The 23944-nt window shown below is 36.4% G+C and carries 18 protein-coding genes and 1 riboswitch; of the genes, 7 read left to right on the top strand and 11 right to left on the bottom strand.

Annotation, left to right across the window (positions count from 1 at the left end):
* Positions 1 to 170: 170 nt before the first annotated feature.
* A complete protein-coding gene (locus LUA90_RS12630; protein ID WP_231491187.1) occupies positions 171 to 1307 on the bottom strand; it encodes a hypothetical protein in 1137 nt (378 codons plus the stop codon).
* Positions 1308 to 1387: 80 nt separating this feature from the next.
* Between LUA90_RS12630 and LUA90_RS12625 the strand changes: the two genes are divergently transcribed.
* Entirely contained in the window at positions 1388 to 2431 is a 1044-nt protein-coding gene (locus LUA90_RS12625) for a dipeptide epimerase (protein WP_231491186.1), read from the top strand.
* On the opposite strand, the gene LUA90_RS12620 is transcribed toward LUA90_RS12625, so the two are convergent.
* Together LUA90_RS12620 and LUA90_RS12615 are read right to left on the bottom strand one after the other, a co-directional pair.
* Positions 2397 to 2531 (bottom strand): DUF6358 family protein, encoded by a 135-nt coding sequence (locus LUA90_RS12620; RefSeq protein ID WP_231491197.1) that lies wholly within the window; start codon positions 2529 to 2531, stop codon positions 2397 to 2399. The two genes, LUA90_RS12625 and LUA90_RS12620, sit on opposite strands and share 35 nt — an antisense overlap.
* 178 nt (positions 2532 to 2709) lie before the next feature.
* On the bottom strand, positions 2710 to 3027 hold the full coding sequence (locus tag LUA90_RS12615; protein WP_231460632.1) for a rhodanese-like domain-containing protein: 318 nt from the start codon (positions 3025 to 3027) through the stop codon (positions 2710 to 2712).
* Between the two features lie 162 nt (positions 3028 to 3189).
* On the opposite strand from LUA90_RS12615, the gene LUA90_RS12610 reads away from it, so the two are divergent.
* The 3 genes from LUA90_RS12610 to LUA90_RS12600 all read left to right on the top strand — a co-directional run bounded on the left by LUA90_RS12610 (position 3190) and on the right by LUA90_RS12600 (position 7749).
* Positions 3190 to 4314 carry a DUF4407 domain-containing protein gene (locus LUA90_RS12610; protein ID WP_231491185.1) on the top strand — a complete coding sequence of 375 codons (1125 nt, stop codon included), beginning with the start codon at positions 3190 to 3192 and terminating at the stop codon, positions 4312 to 4314.
* A 276-nt stretch (positions 4315 to 4590) separates the two neighbouring features.
* The gene (locus LUA90_RS12605; RefSeq protein WP_231491184.1) at positions 4591 to 6423 is read left to right on the top strand and encodes a M61 family metallopeptidase; all 1833 of its coding nucleotides are present in this window, start codon (positions 4591 to 4593) and stop codon (positions 6421 to 6423) included.
* Between the two features lie 18 nt (positions 6424 to 6441).
* On the top strand, positions 6442 to 7749 hold the full coding sequence (locus LUA90_RS12600; RefSeq protein ID WP_231491183.1) for a M20/M25/M40 family metallo-hydrolase: 1308 nt from the start codon (positions 6442 to 6444) through the stop codon (positions 7747 to 7749).
* A 430-nt stretch (positions 7750 to 8179) separates the two neighbouring features.
* Here the strand turns inward: LUA90_RS12600 and LUA90_RS12595 are convergent, their stop codons facing one another.
* The 6 genes from LUA90_RS12595 to pnuC form a co-directional block, all read right to left on the bottom strand.
* Positions 8180 to 8674 (bottom strand): GNAT family N-acetyltransferase, encoded by a 495-nt coding sequence (locus LUA90_RS12595; protein WP_231491182.1) that lies wholly within the window; start codon positions 8672 to 8674, stop codon positions 8180 to 8182.
* Complete coding sequence (locus tag LUA90_RS12590) at positions 8671 to 9231, bottom strand: thiamine pyrophosphokinase (RefSeq protein WP_231491181.1); 561 nt, start codon at positions 9229 to 9231, stop codon at positions 8671 to 8673. Before LUA90_RS12590 ends, LUA90_RS12595 begins: the two co-directional genes overlap by 4 nt.
* A 51-nt stretch (positions 9232 to 9282) precedes the next feature.
* A complete protein-coding gene (locus tag LUA90_RS12585) occupies positions 9283 to 9915 on the bottom strand; it encodes a thiamine phosphate synthase (protein WP_231491180.1) in 633 nt (210 codons plus the stop codon).
* A gap of 94 nt (positions 9916 to 10009) precedes the next feature.
* On the bottom strand, positions 10010 to 12451 hold the full coding sequence (locus LUA90_RS12580) for a TonB-dependent receptor (RefSeq protein WP_370635345.1): 2442 nt from the start codon (positions 12449 to 12451) through the stop codon (positions 10010 to 10012).
* Positions 12452 to 12507: 56 nt separating this feature from the next.
* Positions 12508 to 12702, bottom strand: a riboswitch (TPP riboswitch).
* Positions 12703 to 13089: 387 nt separating this feature from the next.
* Entirely contained in the window at positions 13090 to 13620 is a 531-nt protein-coding gene (locus tag LUA90_RS12575; RefSeq protein WP_231491179.1) for an AAA family ATPase, read from the bottom strand.
* On the bottom strand, positions 13604 to 14221 hold the full coding sequence (gene pnuC, locus LUA90_RS12570; RefSeq protein WP_231491178.1) for a nicotinamide riboside transporter PnuC: 618 nt from the start codon (positions 14219 to 14221) through the stop codon (positions 13604 to 13606). Before pnuC ends, LUA90_RS12575 begins: the two co-directional genes overlap by 17 nt.
* A gap of 444 nt (positions 14222 to 14665) precedes the next feature.
* On the opposite strand from pnuC, the gene LUA90_RS12565 reads away from it, so the two are divergent.
* Positions 14666 to 14983 (top strand): carboxypeptidase-like regulatory domain-containing protein, encoded by a 318-nt coding sequence (locus LUA90_RS12565; RefSeq protein ID WP_231491177.1) that lies wholly within the window; start codon positions 14666 to 14668, stop codon positions 14981 to 14983.
* 209 nt (positions 14984 to 15192) lie between these two features.
* Positions 15193 to 18030 carry a carbamoyl-phosphate synthase large subunit gene (carB, locus tag LUA90_RS12560; protein ID WP_231460622.1) on the top strand — a complete coding sequence of 946 codons (2838 nt, stop codon included), beginning with the start codon at positions 15193 to 15195 and terminating at the stop codon, positions 18028 to 18030.
* 311 nt (positions 18031 to 18341) lie between these two features.
* Here carB and LUA90_RS12555 read toward each other — a convergent pair whose 3' ends face one another.
* Positions 18342 to 20783: an outer membrane beta-barrel protein gene (locus LUA90_RS12555; protein ID WP_231491176.1), complete on the bottom strand. Its 2442-nt coding sequence runs from the start codon at positions 20781 to 20783 to the stop codon at positions 18342 to 18344.
* 469 nt (positions 20784 to 21252) lie between these two features.
* Complete coding sequence (locus LUA90_RS12550) at positions 21253 to 22926, bottom strand: Zn-dependent hydrolase (RefSeq protein ID WP_231491175.1); 1674 nt, start codon at positions 22924 to 22926, stop codon at positions 21253 to 21255.
* A gap of 114 nt (positions 22927 to 23040) precedes the next feature.
* On the opposite strand from LUA90_RS12550, the gene LUA90_RS12545 reads away from it, so the two are divergent.
* On the top strand, positions 23041 to 23877 hold the full coding sequence (locus LUA90_RS12545) for an N-acetylmuramoyl-L-alanine amidase (protein WP_231460619.1): 837 nt from the start codon (positions 23041 to 23043) through the stop codon (positions 23875 to 23877).
* The last annotated feature ends 67 nt before the right edge of the window (positions 23878 to 23944 follow it).

Raw genomic sequence — 23944 nt, 5'->3', positions numbered from 1 at the left:
GGTTAATTATTTTAACGTTCGGATTACGAAGCTTGAGTTTTCCCGCGGATGTTCGCTGATAAGAATCGCAGATTTAAATAGATTTTGTTTCTTTAAGAAAAGGTCGTCATTGCGAGGCACTAAGCAATCTCATATACAAGATTGCTTCGTGCCTCGCAATGACGTAATTGTTAATGATTATTATAAAAATAGCTAATCGAGTTTACCAAATCATTATAAATTGGCTTTGTAAATTCCAGAAATAAAGCTTCCGGTGGTGGCGGAACAACTTCTCTTCTTCTGGTCATGGCCAATTGTTGTTTGCTTAATGCCCTATCATCGCCTTTATAACTCGCCCAGCTATCCGTCCAGATGTAAGTTCCAGGAAACTTTTGTTGGCGAACTATTTTTTTGCTTTGCCAATCGCTAATCGTCATATCCAATAAACCAGAAGAAGATATATTTTTCTCAAAAATGCTTAATGTAGCTTTTACTGTTCCGTAAATGGGTTTTCTTTCGCGGGTTTCGCCAATCACTATGCTATCTCTTTTTAGTCTTTCAACACGTTCCTTAACATAAGTTTGGCCAACAATAAAATCATCAAAGTTTAAACTCAAAACCTGGTCTGGCACAATTTTTTGCTTTGAAGCTTGTTGCTCAGAATAAAAAAGTACAAATTTATTTCTGGAGTAATCGCTCATAAAACCATCAATTTGTTGTTGAAAATAATCGCCGCTTAACTTATATAATCTGCTGTTTACGAAAATTGGTTGCACAACAACTCTGGTAACGGCCATCCAATAGGCATCGTCCATTTTTGCTTTTACATCCTTATAATTTGCCTGCAAATTCTGAACTTTCTCAAATTCGTAGTAAGCTTTCTTGGCCGATTGACGATTGTTAGCATTTAAATACTGAATGCCAGAATTATACCTTGCTGTAGCGGCATTGTATTTACTTTCATCAAGTTCTTTAATATATTTTGATGGATTGGGAACAACGGTTAAGCAAGCGGGGCAACTGTTTATCTCTTCAGCAAGCTGATTTATTTTATGATAATCGTACATCACGGCTTCCCATTTGTACAAATCATTTGTCACTTTACTTTCCTCAATCCTTCTTAAATGATCTTGCAATGCGTAGTTGTAAGCCGTTTGCAAAACACTTAGTGCCTCGCTGTTCTTGGGCGAATTCTGTAAGCGGCTCACTGCCTTTAAAACTGAAGCATCATAATCGCCTTTTTGCAAGGCTTTTTTTCCTGTGGTACATCCTCCAATAATTGTTAAGGATAAATAAATAAAATACCGTAATCTTGAAATGTTTTTCATGGCAGGAATGGTTTGCGTTAATAAAACAAATATACTTTCTGTAGAGCTAATAACTCTAATAATATTATAGACGATTGATAATGAATATAAGTTGCAAGCAGTTTGAATTAGAATTAAAACATCCTTTTTCGATATCGAAATTTACGCGTACCAGTACACCTTTAATGCTTTTAAAAATAGATTTTGATGGCGTAATAGGTTATGGAGAAGCATCTATGGTGCCTTACATGGGCGAGAGTTATGAGAGCGCAAATGCATTTTTAAAACTGGTAGATTGGAATAGCATTAAATATCCTTTCAATTTTGAAGAAATTATTGCCTATTTAGATAGTGTAGCGCCCGGACAACCGGCAATTAAAGCTGCAATTGATATCGCTTTGAATGACATCAACGGAAAAATTTTAAATAAACCTTGTTACGAAATTTACGGAGCAAATCCTGATAAAATGCCTGTAACTTCTTATACAATTGGTATCGATACTCCGGATGTGATTAGGGAAAAGCTAAAGGATGCTGAAAATTTCAAAGTGATAAAGGTTAAACTTGGTCGAGATAATGATAAAGAAATCATAGAAACGATTCGCAGTATTACCGATGTTCCACTATATGTTGATGCAAACCAGGGCTGGGCAGATAAAATCAAAGCCATCGATTTAATTTACTGGTTGCATAGCCAGGGTGTTGTGTTGATTGAGCAACCAATGGATAAGAATAATATCGAAGGCAATGCATGGTTAACGGAGCGTAGCCCCATTCCTTTATTAGCTGATGAAGCCATGCAACGTTTGGCAGACATGGATAATCTGAAAGGCGCTTACCATGGCATAAACGTAAAGTTGATGAAAAGCTGCGGAATGTATGAAGGCCATCAAATGATTTTAAAAGCCCGTTCTTTTGGAATGAAAGTATTGATTGGTTGTATGAGCGAAACCAGTTGTGCTACCTTGGCGGCTGCGGCTTTGGCGCCCCTTTGTAATTGGGCAGATTTAGACGGACCTTTTTTAACTAAAAATAATCCTTTTAAGGATCTTGACTTTCAGAATGGAAGGTATATTTTAAAACCTCTGCCAGGCTTGGGTTTAGAAGGTGTTACTTCTGGTCTTTTTCCTGATACGTTTTCCTAATCTGTTTCATTAACTGAACTTTGAAATAAAGAAAACAGGCCGCAGTACCAACAAGAAATGCTCCGGGTAAATATTTATGGTTATTGTAGCACCAAACCACACCAATAACCGAAAGAATAATTGCAAGGTTGTAAAATATATTTAAAGCAATTTTTTTTCCCACAATGAAAAATTTTTTTAAGGATTAATGTACAATAATCAAATCTCAATTATCAAATCCGTATAGGCTTAGTATGCAATTTACCAAGTTTGATAATTGAGATTTTTATATTAATTATTTAATAAACCGGCATATTTGGGTCGTAAGCCTCTTGCCAAGCCAAAATGCCACCTTTTAAATTATATAGATTTTCGAAACCGTATTGAGATTCTAATTGCATTACAGCTGCAGCACTTCTTTTACCACTACGGCACTGAATAATAACTGGTTTATCTTTCGAGATTTTATCAGCCTCAATTAATATACCGCCCAAAGGGATGTTCTCTCCATCAAGGTTAGAAACCTCATATTCAAACGTTTCGCGAACATCAATTAATTGAAAATCTTCCTTATTATCGATTTTCTGTTTTAGTTCCTGTACTGATATTTCTTTCATGTGAAAATTATTTTTACAAACTTATATAAATTACTTCAAGGTACAACAATGCTTTTGTTTGTATGGTGTATAATTATATGGGTTAAGCACTCTACAGCAAAAATAAATGGTTTAAAACTGTAACAACTTAATTGCTTGGGCGTTTAACTATAAAATATTCTTATGAACAAGCTTAACCGATTTTTTTGGTTTTGTTCTGGTGCGCACATCCCCACACTAGAAAAATATTCTACTGAGCAAAATAAATATACAGGCATTGGTGCAACTATCTTTTTTACCGGATTATTTGCTGCGCTTTCTGGCGGTTATGCCATGTATTTCGTTTTTAAAGGCGATGATTTGGCTGTATTTTTTGCCTTAATTTTTGGCTTTTTATGGGGTGCTGCAATTTTTAATATGGATAGATACATTGTATCGAGCATAAATAAAAGCGCAACTACAAACAAGCAGATTTTACAGGCAACACCACGTATTTTGTTAGCGATAATGATTGGGATTGTAATTTCCCGCCCAATTGAGTTAAAGATTTTTGATAAAGAAATTAAAGAACGGTTAAAGGTTAGTTACCTTAACGGACAAAGAAAAAAAATAGATACGCTCAATAAAGCTTTTGAAAAAAAATATCAGGTAGAATTTGGACGTTTGAACCAGCAAAAGGCAACCAGAGATAGTTTAGAAAAAGGGATTAAAACCGATAGACAAAAACTTAATTTCGAAATATTCGGCAATAAAACCAACGAAACTTCAGGTGTAATGGGTTATGGTCCGTACGCTAAAAGGAAGGAAACCGAAATTAAGCAACGCACAGCAGAGCTGGATAGCTTAAAAGCAAACATCAATAAATCAGAATCATTTATTGATAAACGAAAGGATTTTGATGGCCTATTTACCGAAAAACTTTATACGGCAAAACAATTGGATAGCCTTGCAAACATCGCTGGCTTTGCCGATAGAAACTGGGCGCTTGGGCAGCTTTCTTTCAATGCTGATGGCACAAGAGATAATAATACGGCACTTGCTGTCACTTTTATTGGTCTGTTATTTATTTTCTTTGAATGTTTACCGGTTTTTGTAAAACTGATGAGTGCCCGCGGTCCTTATGATTATGTAACCGCAGATGGCGATGAAGCCGATATTTACGAATCAAAAAAGCATAAAGATTTTAGAATGGAAGTTGCAGATAATATCCATGAAACTAAGGTTGATGCAGAATCTTCTAAAAGAAAAGAAATCATCAAAGGAAAAGCCTATCGCGATTTAGAAAAGTACGATTGGGACGGAGAATAAAGGATGTAAGATGTGGGACGGAAAAAGGAACAGCTAGGACGTAACATGGAAAATGTGCGATGGAAGATATGTAATTTACATCATCCATTATCCAAAAAACATCTTCCATTCTACATATCACATTTTCCATCTTCCATTTTTTGATAATTCATCTTCCATTTTTTCTTATTTTAAGGCCATCAAATTATTCTTATGAAACCATCATGATTTTTCATACCAAACCAGTGATATGAATAATTCTGATAGCTTCATCTCCATTAAAAACATTATATACAGATGAAAAAAATTATTGGGGCAGTTGCAATTATGCTCTTATCTTTTGGAGCTGCTGCGCAAAATGAAATTCGTTACAGCATTTCTTTTCCTAACGCAATCCATCACGAAGCTCAAATTTCGATAGAAATTCCAAATATCCCGGCAGGTAAATTAAAGGTTAGACTGAGCCGTTCTTCTCCCGGAAGGTATGCTACGCATGAGTTTGGCAAAAACGTTTATAATTTTAAAGCTTTTAATGAAAGTGGAAAGGCTTTAAAAATTATTCAGCCGGCAGGCGATGAATACGAAATTGCAGAGCATGGTAAAAATGTTAAAATTACTTACACCCTTTTTGGCAATTGGATAGATGGTACGTATGCGGGTTTTGATGAAACACATGCCCACATGAATATTCCGGCAACTTTTGCTTTCCCGGTTGGTATGGATGCTCGTCCGCGGATTATAAAATTTAACTACGCTGAGAAATTAAACTGGAAAGTTGCAACGCAATTAAAACCAATGGGAAATGATACGTATTATGCTGCCAATTTGCAGTATTTTATGGATAGCCCTACCGAAATAGCGGATTATAAAACAGCAAACTGGCAAGTAAAAAATAAGGATGGTAAAATGCAAAACATTCATTTGGTTTCGCACTCAAAAGATGATCAAAAAGCTATAGATAATTATGCAGAAATGCTTAAAAAAATGGTTAATGAGCATTATGCAGTTTGGGGAGAGTTTCCGATATATGATTACGGCAATTACTATTTCTTGCACGATGTTTATCCAAATTATGCAGGCGATGGAATGGAGCACCGAAATTCTACAATAGTTGTTCAGCGGACACCAAAAATTGAAGGTTACGAATCCAATTTATTGGGCACATTTTCTCATGAATATTTTCACAGCTGGAATGTAGAACGACTTCGCCCGAAAACATTAGAACCATTTGATTTTACACATTCAAATATCAGTAATGAACTTTGGCTGGCAGAAGGTTTTACCCAATATTATGGTAATTTACTTCTAACCCGGGCAGGATTTAAATCTGTTGAAAATGCCGCTCAAACATTTAGTGGTTTGGCAAATGCGGTTTTAAATTCACCCGGTGCTAAAAACTTCTCGCCGGTAGAAGCGAGTCGCTATGCGGTTTTTGCTGATGCAGGCGTTGCTATCGACCAAACCAATAAAAACAATATTTTCCTTTCTTATTACACTTATGGTGCTGCCACAGCTTTAGCCTTGGATTTAAGGTTGCGTGCTGAATTTAAGCTAACGCTTGATGATTACATGCGGGCGCTTTGGAAAGCTTATGGCAAACCAGAAATTGCATATACCATACCTGATTTAGAAAAAACATTAGGGATTTTGACAAAGAACCCAGCTTTTGCCACAGATTTCTTTAAAAGATACATTTACGGAACGGAAAAAAATGACTACGCAAAATTGCTATTAAATGCTGGCTATGTTTTACGTAAAGCCAATGCTGGCAAAGCTTCTACAGGAATTGGAAGGGTAACTTTTGAAGATGGAAAAGCAATTGTTCCACAAACTTTGACCGGAACGCCTGCATATGATGCTGGTCTAGATTTTGGTGCTTTGCTTTTAACAATCGATGGTGTGGAAATTAAAGATCAGGCGGCGTTAAATAAAGTAACTGAAACACATAAGCCAGGCGATGTTGTAGAGGTGACATATTCCTATTATGGTGTTAATAAAACAACAAAACTTACATTTACAGAAAATCCGGTTTTAGAAATTGTATCTATAGAAAAAACTGGAGGCAGTTTAACAAAAGAAATGCAGATTTTTAGGGATAATTGGTTAAACTCGCAAGTGAAATCTAAATAATAAAAAGGATATATAATAATGAAGAAAATTTTTCTTGTAGCGCTAGCCGGGATGGCAACTTTACAGTTGAGCGCTCAAAATATTGATAAAATAATAACACGGGAATATACCGACCATTTAATCAAAACTTTAAGTAGCGATGCAATGGAAGGTCGCGGAACATTTACGCCAGGTATTGATAAGGCAGCTACTTTTATCGAGTCGGAATTTAAAAAAATAGGCTTAAAACCGCTTAATGGAGAAAGCACTTTCCGTCAGACTTTTTATAAAGTAAGGTTAACACCAGAGCCAACAAAACTGGTTATTGATGGAAAGACTATTCCGCAAGAAAATATTTTGGTTTGGACAAAATCTCCATCAATACTATTTGACCAGACTAGCGCTGACGGTATAATTAAATTAGATACTACAAAAACTTTTGCAGCTCAATATCGATCACTTAGCCGCCCGGGTAAAAAGCAAGTTGTTTTGGTTGATGCAAAATTTGCGGCTGATTTTAAACGTTATAAATCATTTTTAAATCGTGGCGCTATTATAGATGAAAAAGATGCTCAATCGCCAACACCGGATGCCACAATTTTTGTTTTGGGTTTAAGTGAAGCAAAAGAATTTAGTGCTGAAGTTAAAAACAAAGTAGAAAAGCTTCCTCTATTTAATGTTGCGGGAATGATTCCTGGTAAATCAAAAGAAAAAGAATTGGTTGTGTTTTCTGGTCATTACGACCATTTAGGTATAACCAAACCAGTTGATGGCGATAGTATTGGAAATGGAGCTGATGATGATGCTTCTGGAACTACTGCGATGATTGCCTTGGCGAAATATTACAAAGCGCAAAAAAATAATGAACGCACATTAATTTTTGTGGCTTTTACGGCCGAAGAAATTGGTGGTTTTGGTGCGAGATATTTTTCAGAGAAATTAAATCCTGATGATGTGGTAGCCATGTTTAATATCGAAATGATTGGTAAGGATTCTAAATTTGGTAAAAACACAGCCTTTATTACAGGTTACGATAAATCTGACTTTGGCAAAATTTTACAAAAAAACCTAGCCGGAACAGAATTTACTTTCCACCCTGATCCTTATAAAGAGCAGAATTTATTTTATAGAAGTGATAATGCAACACTGGCTGCATTAGGTGTTCCGGCGCATACAATCAGCACTGACCAGATTGACATTGACAAATTTTATCATACAGTAAAGGATGAATACAGCACTTTGGATGTGGAGAATATTCTTTCTACAATAAAGGCCATTGCAAAAAGCGCAACTTCTATTGTTAACGGAACGGATGCGCCAACAAGGATTCCAAAATTGAAACAATAGTTTTTTATTTATGACTAGTTTCGTCATTGCGAGGCACGAAGCAATCTCCAAGACGAGAAAGATAGATTGCTTCGTGCCTCGCAATGAAGTAGTTTTCTAGCAACGCTATATTTTTGAATATTTAGTTACTAAGAAGCCACTGATTTACAGATTATTTAAGTTTTAATCTGTAAATCTGTGGCTTTCATTTCCTACATCTCGTCATTGCGAGGCACGAAGCAATCTATTTTATAAAATCTTTTCATATGGTCTGTGAGGACACAAACCAAGGGCGGAAATATTAAAGCCACAGATTTACAGATTATTTAAGTTTTAATCTGCTAATCTGTGGCTTTCATTTCCTACATCTCGTCATTGCGAGGCACGAAGCAATCTCTGAATAAAGATTGCTTCGTGCCTCGCAATGACGACCGTTTTAGGTGCTATTACATTAAAACTTATATTCCATCACGTAATCATCCATAACAAATCCATCGCCAATATCTAATACAACAGATTCTTTAATATTAAAACCTCCTTTAAGGTAAAAATCTTTTGCCTTATTATGTTTGTTTACGTTGAGCTGTAATGCGGAAGCACCAAGGTTTTTTACCTGATTAAAAACCTCATTAATCAAAATTTTTCCAATCCCCTTTCCATGCGCTGTTGGTAAAACATAAAGCTTATGCAGTTTGTAGATTCTTTCGTCGTGGTTAATTATCGAATAACCGGCAAATCCTGCATCGGCTTCACCATCTTCGGCGATAAGGAAAGTGTGCCCATCCATAAGTTGCTTTAACAGTTCAGCCAGATTATACATTTTCTCTAACATATAATCTATTTGTGTTTGTCCGATAATTTCCAAATATGCACTTGGCCAGGTATTGGCTGCAATCGATCTGATGATTTCTATATCACCTTCTTTTGCTTTTCTGATGGTTATCATAGGGGTTCGCTAATAAAAATTGGATTTCCTGAAAAGGTAAATTCTACGAAGCCATCGTTCACAACTTCAAAAATCTCGTCTTCTCTTTGCATTAGGTTAGTTACCTCCAAATAACGATTGCCATGGATTAAAAATTCACTTCCGGCAGGTTTCCAAACAGAAAAGCCAGATTTGATTGGGTAATGTTTAGCTTTTTCGGTAAATACTACAAGATTAATGTCTTCTTCAAAGCCAGCAAATTTTTCTAAATCGAACTTTGCTGCAATAACATTTGCTGCGGGATATTGCTCACCCACAAGGTAGTTTATTGCCACCATAAAAGAATCAACCGGACCTTGAATAACTTTAGTGTCCTCTTGTCCATCACCGTCTTTTCCATTTACTAAAACATCAATCTTAATACCTAAAGATTGAATTTTATCATAGTTATCTCCATTAACCAAAAGTGTAGGGCTCCATTCTAATAATTGACCTAAAAGCTCTTCGTTAAAATTTCCCAGCTCATCAATATATAAAGCAGGCTCTTGTTTTTCTTTTACAATATGGTGTGACGACATACTGCGAATATAAACTAATTTCAGATTTTAGGATTACGATTTCAGGATTTTTTAACCCTTAACCGCTTCGTAAAAATCCTGATAAGCTTGTATAAAATCATCAGCTGAATTTACTGCCCCGGCAACTGCAATGCCATAAATGCCGGTTTGCATTAAAGCTTCAACATCGTATAAGGTAATTCCTCCAACAGCTAAAATTGGCAGATTAATTTCCAGTTTATTTAATTCTTCAATTGCCTTTTTATAATCTTCCAATGCAATAACCGGGTAGTTATTCGGCTTGGTTTTACTTACTGCGAATGGACCAAAACCTGTATAATCAGCGCCTTCTTTTGCCAGGCGAATAAGGTTTTGGACTGTGTTTGCCGAGCCACCTAAAGTAATGTCGTTGCCAACAAGTTTTCGCAATGCGATGAAATCTGCACCCATATCTTCTACATGAAAGCCCTGAATATCAGCTTTGCCATTTAAATGGATGTGATTGGTAACGATGAGCGTTGTGCCCCAGTCATCACAAATTTCGGCGATGGAGTTTATCTCTTCCAAAAGCTCATCATCAGCTTTGCTTAAACAACGATACTGAATCCATTTTGCTCCGGCTTCGCAGGCCAATTGCACCTGGTCTAAGTGCGAAAAATTTGGAATATCGTGTGTAATGTAATGAAGCTTTTCTATGTATTTCATGCCAGGATTATTATAAAAATCGTCATTGCGAGGCACGAAGCAATCTATTGATTGGGATTGCTTGGTGCCTTGCAATGACGAAATCATAGTTTTATTAAAACTTAACGTTCAAATTTAACAAGAAATTAGTGCCGGCTTGGGGATAAAAGAAATTTTCTGTTGTTCTGCTTCCACCTAAAAGATAGCCGTATGTATATCCGTTACTTTCGTATTTTTTATTTAATAGGTTATTAACCAATAAGCCCAGGTTTACATTTTTAACACCGGCAAATTTAAAATTATAACCTAAACGAGCGTTGTTAACCCAGTATCCGTTAATGGTTCTATCGTTATTTTGAGTATTATCTAAATATTGCTTGCTTACATATTTACTCTGTAGTGCAATGGCAAAACCTTTAATTGGTTTGTATACAATTTCACCAAAAAGCACTGCAGCAGGTGAATAAGAAATATCTGTTAATTCATAATTATTTACGACCTGGCCACCATTATCATAATCATCGTAATACTCAATAAAGTTTTTAATTTTATTTCTGCTAAAAGCAGCATTCGCATTTAAAGCAAAAAATTTATTAAATGTGTATGAACCATCCAGTTCGATACCTAAACGATAACTGTTATCGACATTTTGGCGATAATTACCTCCGGTATCATTAATCTTTCCGGTTACAACGAGCTGATTTTTGTAAAACATACCATAAGCATTGGCGCCTAAATTAAGCTTACTGTTTTTAAAGCGATAGCCCAACTCTAAATCGTTCAATTGCTCTGCTTTAGGGAATGTTCCGGCTGCGGCATCCGTATAATCATCGCGATTTGGTTCCTTATTGGCCACACTAAAAGACGCATACAAATTGCTTTCTGTATTGATGAAATAAGTTGCCCCGATTTTGGGATTAAAGAAATTTAGCTTATCATTTATAGATAAAAAGTTCAGCTTATTCTCAGTTCCTAAGATATCGTAATACACACGGCGGTATTGTAAATCGGCGAATAAACTCAAAGCCTCAACCGGACTGTAATTCACTTTGCCATAGATGTTAAAGTCGGTTTTGAAACCATCGTTATCATAATAATGCCTGTCTGTATTTCCATTGGATGCGTATTGCGCCCAGATAATTTGTCCGAAATGCGCACCCTTGTATTCGTTGTATGCACCACCAACCGTAAAATTTAGGTTTTTTTGAGGCACATAATTAAATGAATAGGTTGCGCCATAAAAATCGTTGTCTAACCAACGGCGACGGATTAAATCTGTACGTGAAATTGTTGTGCCGCCAATTACTACCGGATTTAAACCATAGTCGCTTAATCGGTTGTTTGCTCTGTATTCTTCATAATAACCTTCGCCCTGAGTATAATGTAATGCACCATTAAACGAAAACTTATCGGTAAGTTGCCTAGCATAAAGAAGCTGATAGTGGTTTTGCCAATAATTATCTGTTTGATTATTATACGTAAAGCTATTGTACGTTCTGCCGGAGTTTAAAAGATTGGCTGCATCTTCTGCATTCAATTCATTTCTAGCAATGTAAGCCTGCATACCGGCAACATCATTATTTAACCTCGATTCTGGAATACCGTTCCACGATTGATAGGTTTTTTCTGCGCCAGCAAAAACATTTATACGAAGCAAATCTTTATTACCATGGTACGCACCAGATAAAAAGTAAGATTTCAGCAATGATGAACCTCTATCAACATAACCGTCAGAACTGATTCTTGATAAACGCCCATCGAAACTAAAGCGATTGTTAATTAAACCTGTACCCACTTTTACTGTATTTTTCCAGGTGTCGAAGCTGCCGTAAGTGTTGTTTAATTCGGCATAAGGTTCCATTTCGCTGCCTGTAGTTTGAATGTTTAAACTCGCACCAAATGCACCTGCGCCATTTGTAGATGTACCCACGCCACGCTGAATCTGTATGTTATCAACTGATGAAGCAAAATCAGGCATGTTAACGTAAAATGTACCCTGACTTTCGCTATCGTTAATTGGAATGCCATTAACCGTAACATTTATCCGGCTGTTATCGCTACCGCGGATGCGGATACCGGTATAGCCAACACCTGCGCCAGCGTCAGAATTTACTACAACACCTGGCGTGTTTTGCAAAATAAAAGGTAAATCCTGCCCAAAGTTATTCTCCTGAATTTCGGCTTTGCTTACGTTTTTATAAGTAGTTGCCGATTTTTCGTTTGCCCTCGTCGCCCTAACCACAACTTCTTCGGCAAGAAAACTTTGAGCAGATAACGTAAAATTTAAATTTAGGTTTTGGTTTAAATCAACTACATTTTCTGTTGATTTAAAGCCGAGGTAACTCGCAGAAATCACATGTTTACCGCTCGATAAATTTCCAATGGTAAAATTTCCATTTTCATCGGCAGATACCGTGATTTTTGAGTTTTTAACCTTGATTGTTGCGCCTGGTAAGGCTTTTTGATTGTTGTCTGTAACTTTACCCGTAACAGAAAATTGTGCCAGTGCAAAAAATGGCAGCATTGCAGTTAAAACCGCAAAAATTAGTTTTTTCAATGTTTTTGTTTTTTAGTTAAACCCATCGGAAATAGGGGTACTCCCGATTTCAGTTAAACTTCCATAACTCCAATCCCTACGCCGGCATTACCCGGATCAGGTGCATTTAAGGTTTAAGCTTGGAGGTTTAGGGCATAGGGCTTGCAAATTGCAGAACCTTTTACCTTTCACCTTTTACCTCTTACCGTAAAATGGGTATGATCTCAGCCCGTTTTTGTGTTATTTAAAACAAGGCACCCCTAATGATGTGGCAAATGTAGAAAAATATGTTAATTATTGTTCAAAAACGCTTGTCTTTTTTTAGAAAAGCAATTTTAATGGTTCTTCGGTTTCGATAGTCTTGCTTTTTGCTGCAACTTTTTTTATCTCTTGTTATTTTGAGGAACGAAGAATCTGCTTCATCGGTTGCGGATGCTTCCTGCCTCAGCATGACAGTATATTAAAGTTTAGCTGCAACAAAAAGATTTCAGCGTCAATCAGGCTTATTTTACATTAAACTGCGCAACTATTTTTGCCTCCTAAACCCCTGCCTTCGGCAGGCAGGCGACCATAGCGAGATGCCCCCAACTTTTCGTTGGGGCAGAAGCGGGGGCGGGAAGAAATTAACCTAATTTTGTATGGGCAGTGCTTTCCAAAATCTATAATGCTAAAAATTTATCAATAGCGTTAATAGCGTTCTGTTCGCGTTGCTCGCCCAAACCATTTATAACTTTATAATTTGCGTTCAAAGCCTTTAATTCTTTATGCCAAATTTTCAAAAAATATTCTCGCTGGTTGGGGAAGTCCCGTAGTGGATCATCCTGCCAGGGCAAATCGATATCCATTAAAAGGTATAAATCATACGGCCTTTCGGGTAAGGCATCGGTAACAATTTGCGGCGTTTCACCAAGCATTTCATCACTCCATATTTTTACTGTTATAAAAGTGGTATCGCAGATGATGAAATCATTTGTTGTGATGTTCAGGATGGCATCTTCAAGAGAAATTTGCCCATAATACATGTTCAGCTCATCTTGTAAAGTATATGGCGCTTCGAGGTTGGCACAATAATAACGGGCATATTCTGGTACCCACGATACATTATAGTACTTAGATAAATATTTCGACATGGTCGATTTTCCGGTGCTTTCCGGGCCAACTATTGCTATCTTTTTAATTTTCTTGTTCACGATATTTTTTTCTCCAATCCCGATAGCCATCATAGGCGATAATAATTAGTACAAAATATAATATTGCACTTAAATTTAAATGCTTGTAAATAAATAATGGTACATAACAAGCATTTGCAAAAACCCATAAAAGCCAGTTCTGTAATACTTTTCTCGTTAACAAAATTTGTGCTACAAAGCTTATTGATGTGCAAAAACCATCGGCATAAGGCACTGTACTATTGGTGTAGTTTGCCATAAACCACCCTAGCAGTACGCTAAGGCCAGTTATGAATAAAATGGCAAGAAACCAATCTTTGGGCTTAAGTGTTGTAATTGGTTTTTGAATTTCCTCTTTTTTGCTGAGCCAATAATTCCAGCCATAAACTCCGGTAAACAAAAAATAGACTTGTAAAGTCATGTCGCCATACATAGCTTCTCTAAAAAACAAGAAGCCATAGCAAGTAACACTTATTAATGATATTGGCCAATTCCAAATGCTCTCTTTGGCTGCAAGATAGATGCAAATAAAGCCTGTAATTACAGCAAACCATTCTAGAATTGATGTTTGTATAAATTGGTTTACCAAAAAATCGAAGAAAGAGGTTGCGGCAATTGTCATGTATTTCAAAAATAGAAACAAAAACCACATTAAAGAAAAAATCCGGTCGAGGAGGGCTCCTCTGACCGGATAATAAACCAAACAAACTATTTATGAAGAAATCCTCTTTTGCGGGTAACTAAGCCGCTGAGGAAGCTTTAGATCGAACTCTAAAGTATTTACAAAACGCAAATACGATGAGCTTATTACAAGATTGTTGCCAATAGTATTCATTTCAGTCATTCGTGACTTAAACATGACTGCCCAATTAAAATCAAATTAAAAAAGACCATAATGGCAATAAATTCTTCATCAATTGTAGTCTGAGGCACATATTTCCATGTACAAGAATTGGTACAGTGTTTAAATTATAATGCATAACCATAAACTTTTTGATGTTTTTAAGCGTTTATATTTAACATAATTTAACTTTTTATAAATCTGGCAAATTTTAATTCGAGAACTATGAGAAAGCAAAATATATTTATTGCAGCGCTGCTGATGATTAGTGTTGCAATCTTCGCATTTACGAATATTAAACTTGGGGGCATTACCGGAAAGATTACACCTGCAAGTGGCGTGGCTGCTGTGGCATTAGTTGCCGGAACAGATACTTTAAAAGCCGATTTAAACCAGGGCTCTTTTACTTTTATTAACCTAAAAGAAGGAGTTTACAAAGTATGGATTAAAGGCAGTGCACCTTATAAAGATGCAACGATTGAAAATGTAGCCGTAAAAGATAGTTCTACAACCGATTTAGGCGAAATAAAATTACAGCAATAGCAGTTTTTGCAAAAGAAAAGTTTAAAAAGAGGGTTTCTTAAATCCTCTTTTTTATTTTAAAAAATAGGCTTAAAATAATATCTAAAGGTGTATCTTTGCATCCCGACAGAACAGTTGGGATTTTCCTCCTCAAAAGCAAAAAACCTCCTTGCTTCTTCACCTGAAAAGGTTAACAACTTTAGAATTTTAATCATTGTTTAAGCTTTATCATGCCTAAAGACACTTCCATACAATCAGTATTAATTATCGGATCAGGCCCAATTATTATTGGTCAAGCCTGCGAATTTGATTATTCGGGTTCTCAATCGGCCCTTTCTTTAAAAGAAGAGGGAATTACGGTTTCAATCATCAACTCTAATCCGGCTACCATTATGACGGATAAGGTAATTGGCGACCATGTATATCTTCGTCCGTTAACTGTTGATTCGATTGAGGTTATTTTACAGGAGCACATCGACTCGCCGGATTTACCAAGAATTGATGCAGTATTGCCTACAATGGGCGGACAAACTGCGTTAAATCTTTGTGTTGAAGCATCAGAACGCGGTGTTTGGGAAAAATACGGCGTTAAAGTTATCGGTGTTGATGTAGCAGCTATCGAAAAAACTGAAAATCGTGAAGCTTTCCGCCAGTTAATGGTTGATATAGGCGTAGGTGTAGCACCATCTAAAATTGCGAACTCGTTTTTAGAAGGTAAAGAAGCCGCACAACAAATTGGTTTTCCGTTAGTAATACGCCCATCCTATACTTTGGGTGGTTCCGGAGGTGGTTTTGTACACAAAAAAGAAGAGTTTGATGCTGCCTTAAAACGTGGTTTAGAAGCTTCTCCAACGCATGAAGTATTAGTAGAGCAAGCAGTTTTAGGTTGGAAAGAATATGAGCTGGAGTTATTAAGAGATAGCAATGATAATGTAATTATCATTTGTTCAATCGAAAACTTCGACCCAATGGGTATCCACACCGGAGATTCGATTACGGTTGCACCGGCTATGACATTATCTGACCGTTGTTACCAGGAAATGCGTAACCAGGCTATAAAAATGATGCGTGCCATCGGAACTTTTGCTGGTGGTTGTAACGTTCAGTTCTCGGTTAATCCAGCTAATGATGATATCATTGCTATCGAAATTAATCCTCGTGTTTCTCGTTCATCAGCGTTAGCAAGTAAAGCCACTGGTTATCCAATCGCTAAAATTGCAGCGAAGTTGGCTATCGGTTACAACTTAGATGAAATCGAAAATCAAATAACAAAAACAACTTCAGCATATTTTGAACCTACTTTAGATTATGTTATCGTTAAAGTGCCACGTTGGAATTTTGATAAATTTAAAGGCGCTAACAAGGAATTAGGTTTGCAAATGAAATCTGTAGGTGAGGTTATGGCAATTGGCCGTACGTTCATCGAAGCTTTACAAAAAGCTTGTCAGAGTTTAGAAATTGGCCGTGCAGGTTTAGGCGCAGATGGAAGGCAAGTACGTAACATTGAAGATATTATGGACGGTTTGGAGCATGCTTCATGGAACCGTTTATTCTTAATAAAAGATGCCATGACGATGGGTGTGCCTTTGGAATCAATCCGTAAGGTTACTAAAATTGATAAATGGTTCTTAAATCAAATTCAGGAGCTTGTGGCTTTGGAAGTTGAGTTGAAAAGATACTCTTTAAATAATATTCCTCAGGATTTCTTCTTCACGCTGAAACAAAAAGGTTTTTCTGATATACAAATTGCCTGGTTATTAGGTAATGTAACAGAAGATGAAGTTTACGACCGTAGAAAAGAGCTTGGTATAAAAAGAGTTTATAAAATGGTAGATACCTGCGCTGCGGAATTCCCGGCTCAAACACCATATTATTACTCATCATTTGATGAAGAAAACGAATCGAAACCTTCTGATAAAAGAAAAGTAATCGTTTTAGGCTCTGGTCCGAATCGTATTGGCCAAGGTATAGAGTTTGATTATTCTTGTGTACACGGTTTACTTGCCGCTAAAGAAACCGGTTTTGAAGCCATTATGGTTAACTGTAACCCTGAAACGGTTTCTACCGATTTTAACATGGCTGATAAACTTTATTTCGAGCCGGTTTTTTGGGAACATGTTCGTGAGATTATCGATTTAGAAAAACCTGAAGGTGTTATTGTTCAGTTAGGCGGTCAAACAGCTTTGAAAATGGCTGAGAAACTTAAAGAAAAAGGCATTAAAATTATCGGTACTTCTTTCGAGAACATGGATATAGCCGAAGACCGCGGTCGTTTCTCTGATTTGTTAAAAGAGTTAGATATTCCATATCCACGTTACGGTGTTGCAGAAAATGCAGAAGAAGCAATTGTAGTTGCAAACGAAGTTGGTTATCCGGTTTTAGTGCGCCCGAGTTATGTATTAGGCGGACAAGGCATGAGCATTGTAATTAATGATGAAGACCTTGAAAAAGCAGTAGTAAAATTATTAGGCGATTTGCCTGGCAACCGCGTGTTAATTGACCATTTTTTAGATAGAGCAGAAGAAGCAGAATCTGATTCGATTTCTGATGGTGATGATGTTCACATTGTTGGCATGATGGAGCATATTGAGCCCGCAGGTATTCACTCAGGAGATTCGTTTGCAGTATTGCCAACTTTTAGTTTATCTGAAAAAGTAACTAAGGCGATGGAAGAATACTCTGTTAAAATTGCCAAAGCTTTAGATGTTAGAGGGTTATTAAACATTCAGTTTGCAATTAAAGATGAGAAGGTTTATGTAATTGAAGCCAATCCAAGAGCTTCGCGTACGGTTCCATTTATTGCGAAAGCTTACGATGTTCCTTACATTAATATTGCGGCTAAAATTATGTTGGGTGTTGCAAAATTGAAAGATTTCACCATCGAACGTAAATTAAAAGGTTACGCAATTAAAGAACCGGTTTTTTCTTATGAGAAATTCCCTGAAGTGACGAAAGAATTAGGTCCGGAAATGAAATCTACTGGTGAAGCTATACGTTTCATTAAAGATTTGGAAGACCCTTACTTCCGCAAGCTTTACAAAGATAAATCGATGTATTTGAGTAAATAACAACAAAGGGCGATGGAAACATCGCCCTTTTTTTGTTTTCTGATTGTTCGCTATTGCCAATTTGCAACTTTTAATAGCAGCAATAAATTTTGTTTATAAACGGGATTGAAGCGATATCCTTTTAAATTTGCACCAACTTCATTAACAATGTCATGCTGAGGCACGAAGCATCTGCAACCGATAAAACACTACATGCCGCAGGCAGGGATACTTCATTAACTCAGCACTGCAGAAATAATTTAAAAGATTAAGCAAAAAGCCCGGCTAACGATGTTCATAGCCGAGCTTTTGCTTTTCAAAGGATTTAAAATTTAGTTTTTCATTCTACCTTGCTCTGCTTCTAAGCCGGTGCTTCTGTTTCTGGCAGGTTTAATTTCATTTTTGCCAAAACGATAAGTAAAGCTTAAGCTAACATATTGCCTGTCGTTATTGCCATAAAGTGAATATGATAAGCCTGGGAAAGCACTTTTAATTCTATTAATCTGCGTATTAAAAATATCTGTTGCAGCCAATTTTAAACTCGCTTTTTTATTAAATAACGACTTGCTAAAGCCAGCATCAAAACCATATCTCGTGCCGATTTCCATTACGCCAAAGGTAACCGGACTATCATATCTAAACATTAACTCTGCAGATAAGCCTGGTTGAATATTAAAGGTATGCTGAGATTTAAATTGAAATGATGTGCTTTTATTATCGAGTTTTTGACCGGCTAAATCTGGCGCTTTAAAGCCGATGTGAAAAATGTTTAAGCTGTTATTACTATTCCACCATTTTACAAATTTAACGGGCGCATTTAAGACTAAAGAATAAGCATTTTGTGTGGCAATATTTTCATTGGTTTGATACAAAGCCTGCTTCTCGTTATCAGGAAGCAATACTTCGGTAATCACATCAGTAGTGCGGCTATAATTTAAAGTAACTGAGTATTTTTTCTTTAATAGATAGGTAAATTCGAAATTGTTAGTGTACTGTGGATTTAGAAATGGATTACCCTGGTTGTAAGTATATTGATCGAGAAAGTACACAAAAGGATTTAAAGCATCGTAGCTTGGTCTATCAATTCGGCGACTGTACGACAGATTGATGTCGTTATTTTTATCTAGCACTTGATTTATAAACACGCTAGGAAAAAAGTTTAAGTAACGTCTATCTATAACTTTATTTGTGGTTATTGAATTGCCCTTTGAATTGGTTTGTTCGGCTCTTAAACCCAACTGCACACTTGTTGTTTTAAATTGCTTGTTAAAGTTTACATAAGCGGCGTTAACATTCTCATCGTAAATAAATTGATTGCTTAATAACTGATTGTTTTGCCAGTTGTTGTTTACAAATCGCTCTGCAATTAAATTGTTATCTGTTGTAACCCAACTGCTTTTTAAGCCTGCTTCTAACTTCATTTGCTTTTTTAAAGGCAAGGCATAATCAACTTTAAATGCTTTTATATTTATTAATGATGGCGTAATATTTCTGGTAATAACTGTAGGTCTGATTAAGCCTCCATTGTTAAAAAAGTAATCACTAACGTAATCTGCATCATCATTTCCTTTATACCTGCCATAATCTAAATCTATCGTAATTTCTTGTCCGGCGGTATCTAAAACAGATTTATAGTTTAAATTGTACGAAATGTTGCTGTATTTATTACGAATTATATTATTGGCCAAAACAGATGAATCTCTTTGGGTAAATGATGCGCCGATATTGGTTTTATTTACAGAACCTTCATTACTTATGCCAGTATAACCGGTAATTAATACTCCAAGCGTATTGTTTTTATTTAAGAAAAAATCTGCTCCGGCTTTATAATTATGGCCATCATTTTTTCTTTCGAAAGTGCTCAATTGAGAAAAATATCTGTCGCCTACTGATGCATTAGCGATTCTATCTATTGTTAAATCGGTAACCCGGGTATTATTATAGTAGCTGTAATTGCCAAATAAATTAACAGATTTTGTGCGGTGATTTATATTTCCACCGGCACTCTCTCTAAACCTTTTTCCTCTACCAAAAGCCGCATTTACGCTTCCGTTTGTACCGCCACCTTTATTTTTCTTTGTTTTAATATTAATAATTCCCGAATTTCCTGCTGCATCATACTTAGCTGATGGATTAGTTATAAGTTCAATTGTTTCTATCTCCGAACTTTGCATACTTTTAAGCAAAGTGGCAACATCCGCATTACTCATGTATGTTTGCTTACCATCAATCTGAATCATTACACCTTGTTTGCCTTGCATCGAAATGTTATCATTCTGATCTACATTTACTCCTGGTGCTTTTTGTAGTAATTCTAAAGCAGTGGAGCCAACAGCGGTTGAACTGTTAGAAACATTCATAACCGTTCTATCCATTTTTCGCTCAATTAAAGGAACAGTTGCTGCAACGGTAACTTCCTTTAAATTCTGACTTGTTGATACCAATTGAGCCGTCCCAAAATCTATTTTCTGGTCATCGCCCATGGTAAGTGTTTTGCTTTTTATGGCAGCATAACCCATGCTACTTGCTTTGTAAAAGTAGTTTCCTTTCGTGTTTACCGAGAAACTGAAGATACCTGTTGGGTCTGTAAAAGCGGTTTTAACCACGCTAGAATCTGCTGCGGCGTAGAGTACAACAGTTACATAATCTGCTGGTTTTTTATTTTCATCTATAATAGTGCCTGTTATATTTGCTTTAGGAGTTACTTGGGCAAAACTTTTTCCGTAAGAAAAAATGGCTGTTAATATTAGTGCAATTTTGTATAGGTTCTTCATTTGTATAAATTTTAATCGGCTAAAAAACGGCAAAACAATTTCCATAGCGCCATTTTCATGGGCTTTAATCGCATGCTTTAATTTTAAGTTTAGTTCAGAAACGGAAAGGTTTCTTTTGCTCAGTTATAAGTAAGACGACCGTTTTTTTAAAAGGTTACAAGAATTTTAAAAAAGGTTGTATTGTAATTTTCTCGAAAGTGAAAATCAGTGCTTTATGGCTTTTTCAGCCCTGCCTGTCCGGCAGGCGCTGCAATCTTTTAAAAACAACTTCTGTCATGCTGAGGCACAAAGCATCTCCTTCGTCGGTTGTAGATGCTTCGTACCTCAGCATAAAAGCGTTTCATTATTGGAGCTTATTTAAAGGTAATTTCCGCTACTGTAAGGCTTATTTAACAAAATTTCCTGTACAAAAAAACCGCAGATGTACAGTAAACCTGTAAATACTGCGGTTTAAATTTCAGGTAAAAAATTATTTCATTCCAAGAACGTCAACACCTTGCTCAAAAACAACATCAACCGGAATGTTCTTTTTCATTAATCTGTCTAAGTCACTTTGTAATTCAGTAGAAATATTTGCTTTTTCTTTTTGTGCTTTTGCAACAGCAGTTTTATCGCCATTGCCTTGTAGTGTAATAATGAATGCACTCAAATCGTTCATCGCGGTAGCAAATTTTTCATAATTTACCCGGTAAGCCCCCGAAGCCGAACGTTCAAAGGCACCTTTTTCTTTAAAGTAATTAAAGCACTGCATATTGGCTTTTCCATGTGCGCTTGCCGCACCAAAGCGAACAGAGCGTAAAATGCCGGCCATAAAAGTGGTATAATAATCTTTAATATCGCCTTGCAGTTCTCCTTTTTTTAGTAAACCCGTTACCATGTATAAGCCTAAAATATCCGCTTTACCTTCTTCTAACCAACTAAATTGCTCTTGCAAAGCTTCACGCACAAAACCTTTACCGCTAATGGTTTTTTTAATGCCTAAACCATGCGCAACTTCATGAAACATTACATTTGCGAAAAAGGCATCAAACTTTATGTATTTCTGCTGTTCAGCCTCAATAAGTTCTTTCGAAATGGGCACTAAAATCTTATCAAATTTTGCTCTCATCGCATTTTTTAATTGCGAACGGCGGGTTCCTTTTTCCTGCTGAATTTTTTCATCGTTGGGCAAATTAACGGCGATGGTTTTTGAGCCTGAATTGCAATCGCCGGCATAATAAACTACGTCATAAGCATTCAATTCTGAATCAGTACCAGGTTTTTCGGCTTTGTATTTTGCGGCAACAGGTAAATTTTTCTGCAACTCCGGTAACATGGCAACATATTTAGCTAAGCGCTTGCTCCACGCTGCATCTTTAACCAAAACATAAGCTTCGTAGCTGGTACGGGCGTTAAAAAGTTTGTCTTCATAATTTTCAATCGGACCAATAATAATGTCCAAACCATTGGTTTTCATGTCTAGCCAGGCGTAATCGCTCGCTGTAAAATTATCGCTCACTAATGCATCGGCCCTTAAGTTTAAATATTTTTTTAATCCAGCATCTTCAGTAATTAATGCCGCTTGTTTAAGTAAAGATGAAGCTCTTTGCAATTCCGCAGCAAATAAAACATGATAAGGAATAGTAGTTAAATTACCTGTACTGTCTTTTCTTACCACCGAGTAAGCTCCAAACTTATCTTTCAGATTAGATTTTTCAATCCCCTCTTTAGTCATTCCAGCCGGGTAAAATGATGCGCCATCGGGTTTAGCGCCAACACCATTAACAAAAGGTTTATCGTTGTTTAATCTATCCCAAGGTCCATAGTTTATAGCAAAAAATTCACGTGTTTTTTCATCTTTAATGGTCGCAAGTAAACTATCTTTTTGCGGGTAAGTTTGTTTCCAGAAAAGTTCATCCATAATTTCTGCAGCCTGTATAAGCAAAGGCAAAATTTTACGGTCGCTTACGCTTAAACTATTAAGGTCTGTAGAAAGCTTTACACGTTCGTAAATCGGTAAGCGCTGTGCAACATAATCTGTTAAGCTATCTTTTTGAACGGCAACTGGTTTATTGGTTTCTGTGGTATTATTTCCGTTGCAGGCTGCAAAAACACTAGCCACCAACGATATTAAAAGTATATTCGATTTGTATAAATTCTTCATTTTAAAATGGATAAGGCCGCTAAATTAGTAAAATTTAAAAGCTTTGAATAATTTTGATGATTTGGAGGATGTTTACTATAACTTTGTCATTTTACTACATTAACAAAAGCAAATATGTTTTCGTTTAAAATCTCGAAACTTTCTTCTTCAATAGTCATTATTTCTGCAATGCTTGTAACATCATGTAGCACAAGTAAATATGCCGTAACCGAAAAGGTTTATAAGCAAAAAGCAAAGGATTTTTCAGAAATTATAAAGGCAACGCCTCCAGCCGGACAGTTGTACGATTCATTAAACACCAACAATCAGCAATGGGTTGGTTCTGTGAATTTCGGTATAAGAAAGCCTAATTTTGTAGTTATTCATCATACTGCACAAGATAGTTTAAATCAAACCATTAAAACATTTCACTCTACAAAAGCGGGTACAAGCGCACATTATGTAATTAGTCGTGATGGTAAGGTTGTGCACATGGTTAACGATTACCTGCGTGCAAACCATGCGGGTGTGAGCAAATGGGGCAAAGATACCGACTTAAATTCCTCTTCAATAGGTATAGAATTAGATAATAACGGTATTGGCGATGTTTGGCAAGATGCTCAGATTAATAGCCTGATAAAGCTTTTGGCAACGTTAAAGAAAACCTACAATATTCCAACAGCAAATTTTATCGGGCATGCAGATATTGCACCTGGTCGTAAAAACGACCCGAAAAACTTCCCTTGGAAAAAATTAGCAGATAAGGGTTTTGGTTTTTGGTACGATTCGATTTTGAAAAATCCACCAGCTGATTTCGACACAGAAAAAGCACTGAGATATATTGGTTACAACACCACAAACTTACCGGCCGCCATCGAAGCTTTTAAAATACATTTCATACAAACTGATATAAGTAAAAAACTTACACCGGTTGATATTTTGGTGCTTTATAATCTTTATTTGAAGTATTAATTTTTTTAGCCCTCCCTTCCGGGGAGGGTTGGGTCGGGCTTTTAATTCGGCTACTTAAACAACCTCT

The sequence above is a fragment of the Pedobacter sp. Leaf170 genome (genome assembly GCF_920984665.1).
Taxonomy (GTDB): Bacteria; Bacteroidota; Bacteroidia; order Sphingobacteriales; family Sphingobacteriaceae; genus Pedobacter.
This window is presented reverse-complemented; position numbering and strand designations above follow the sequence as displayed.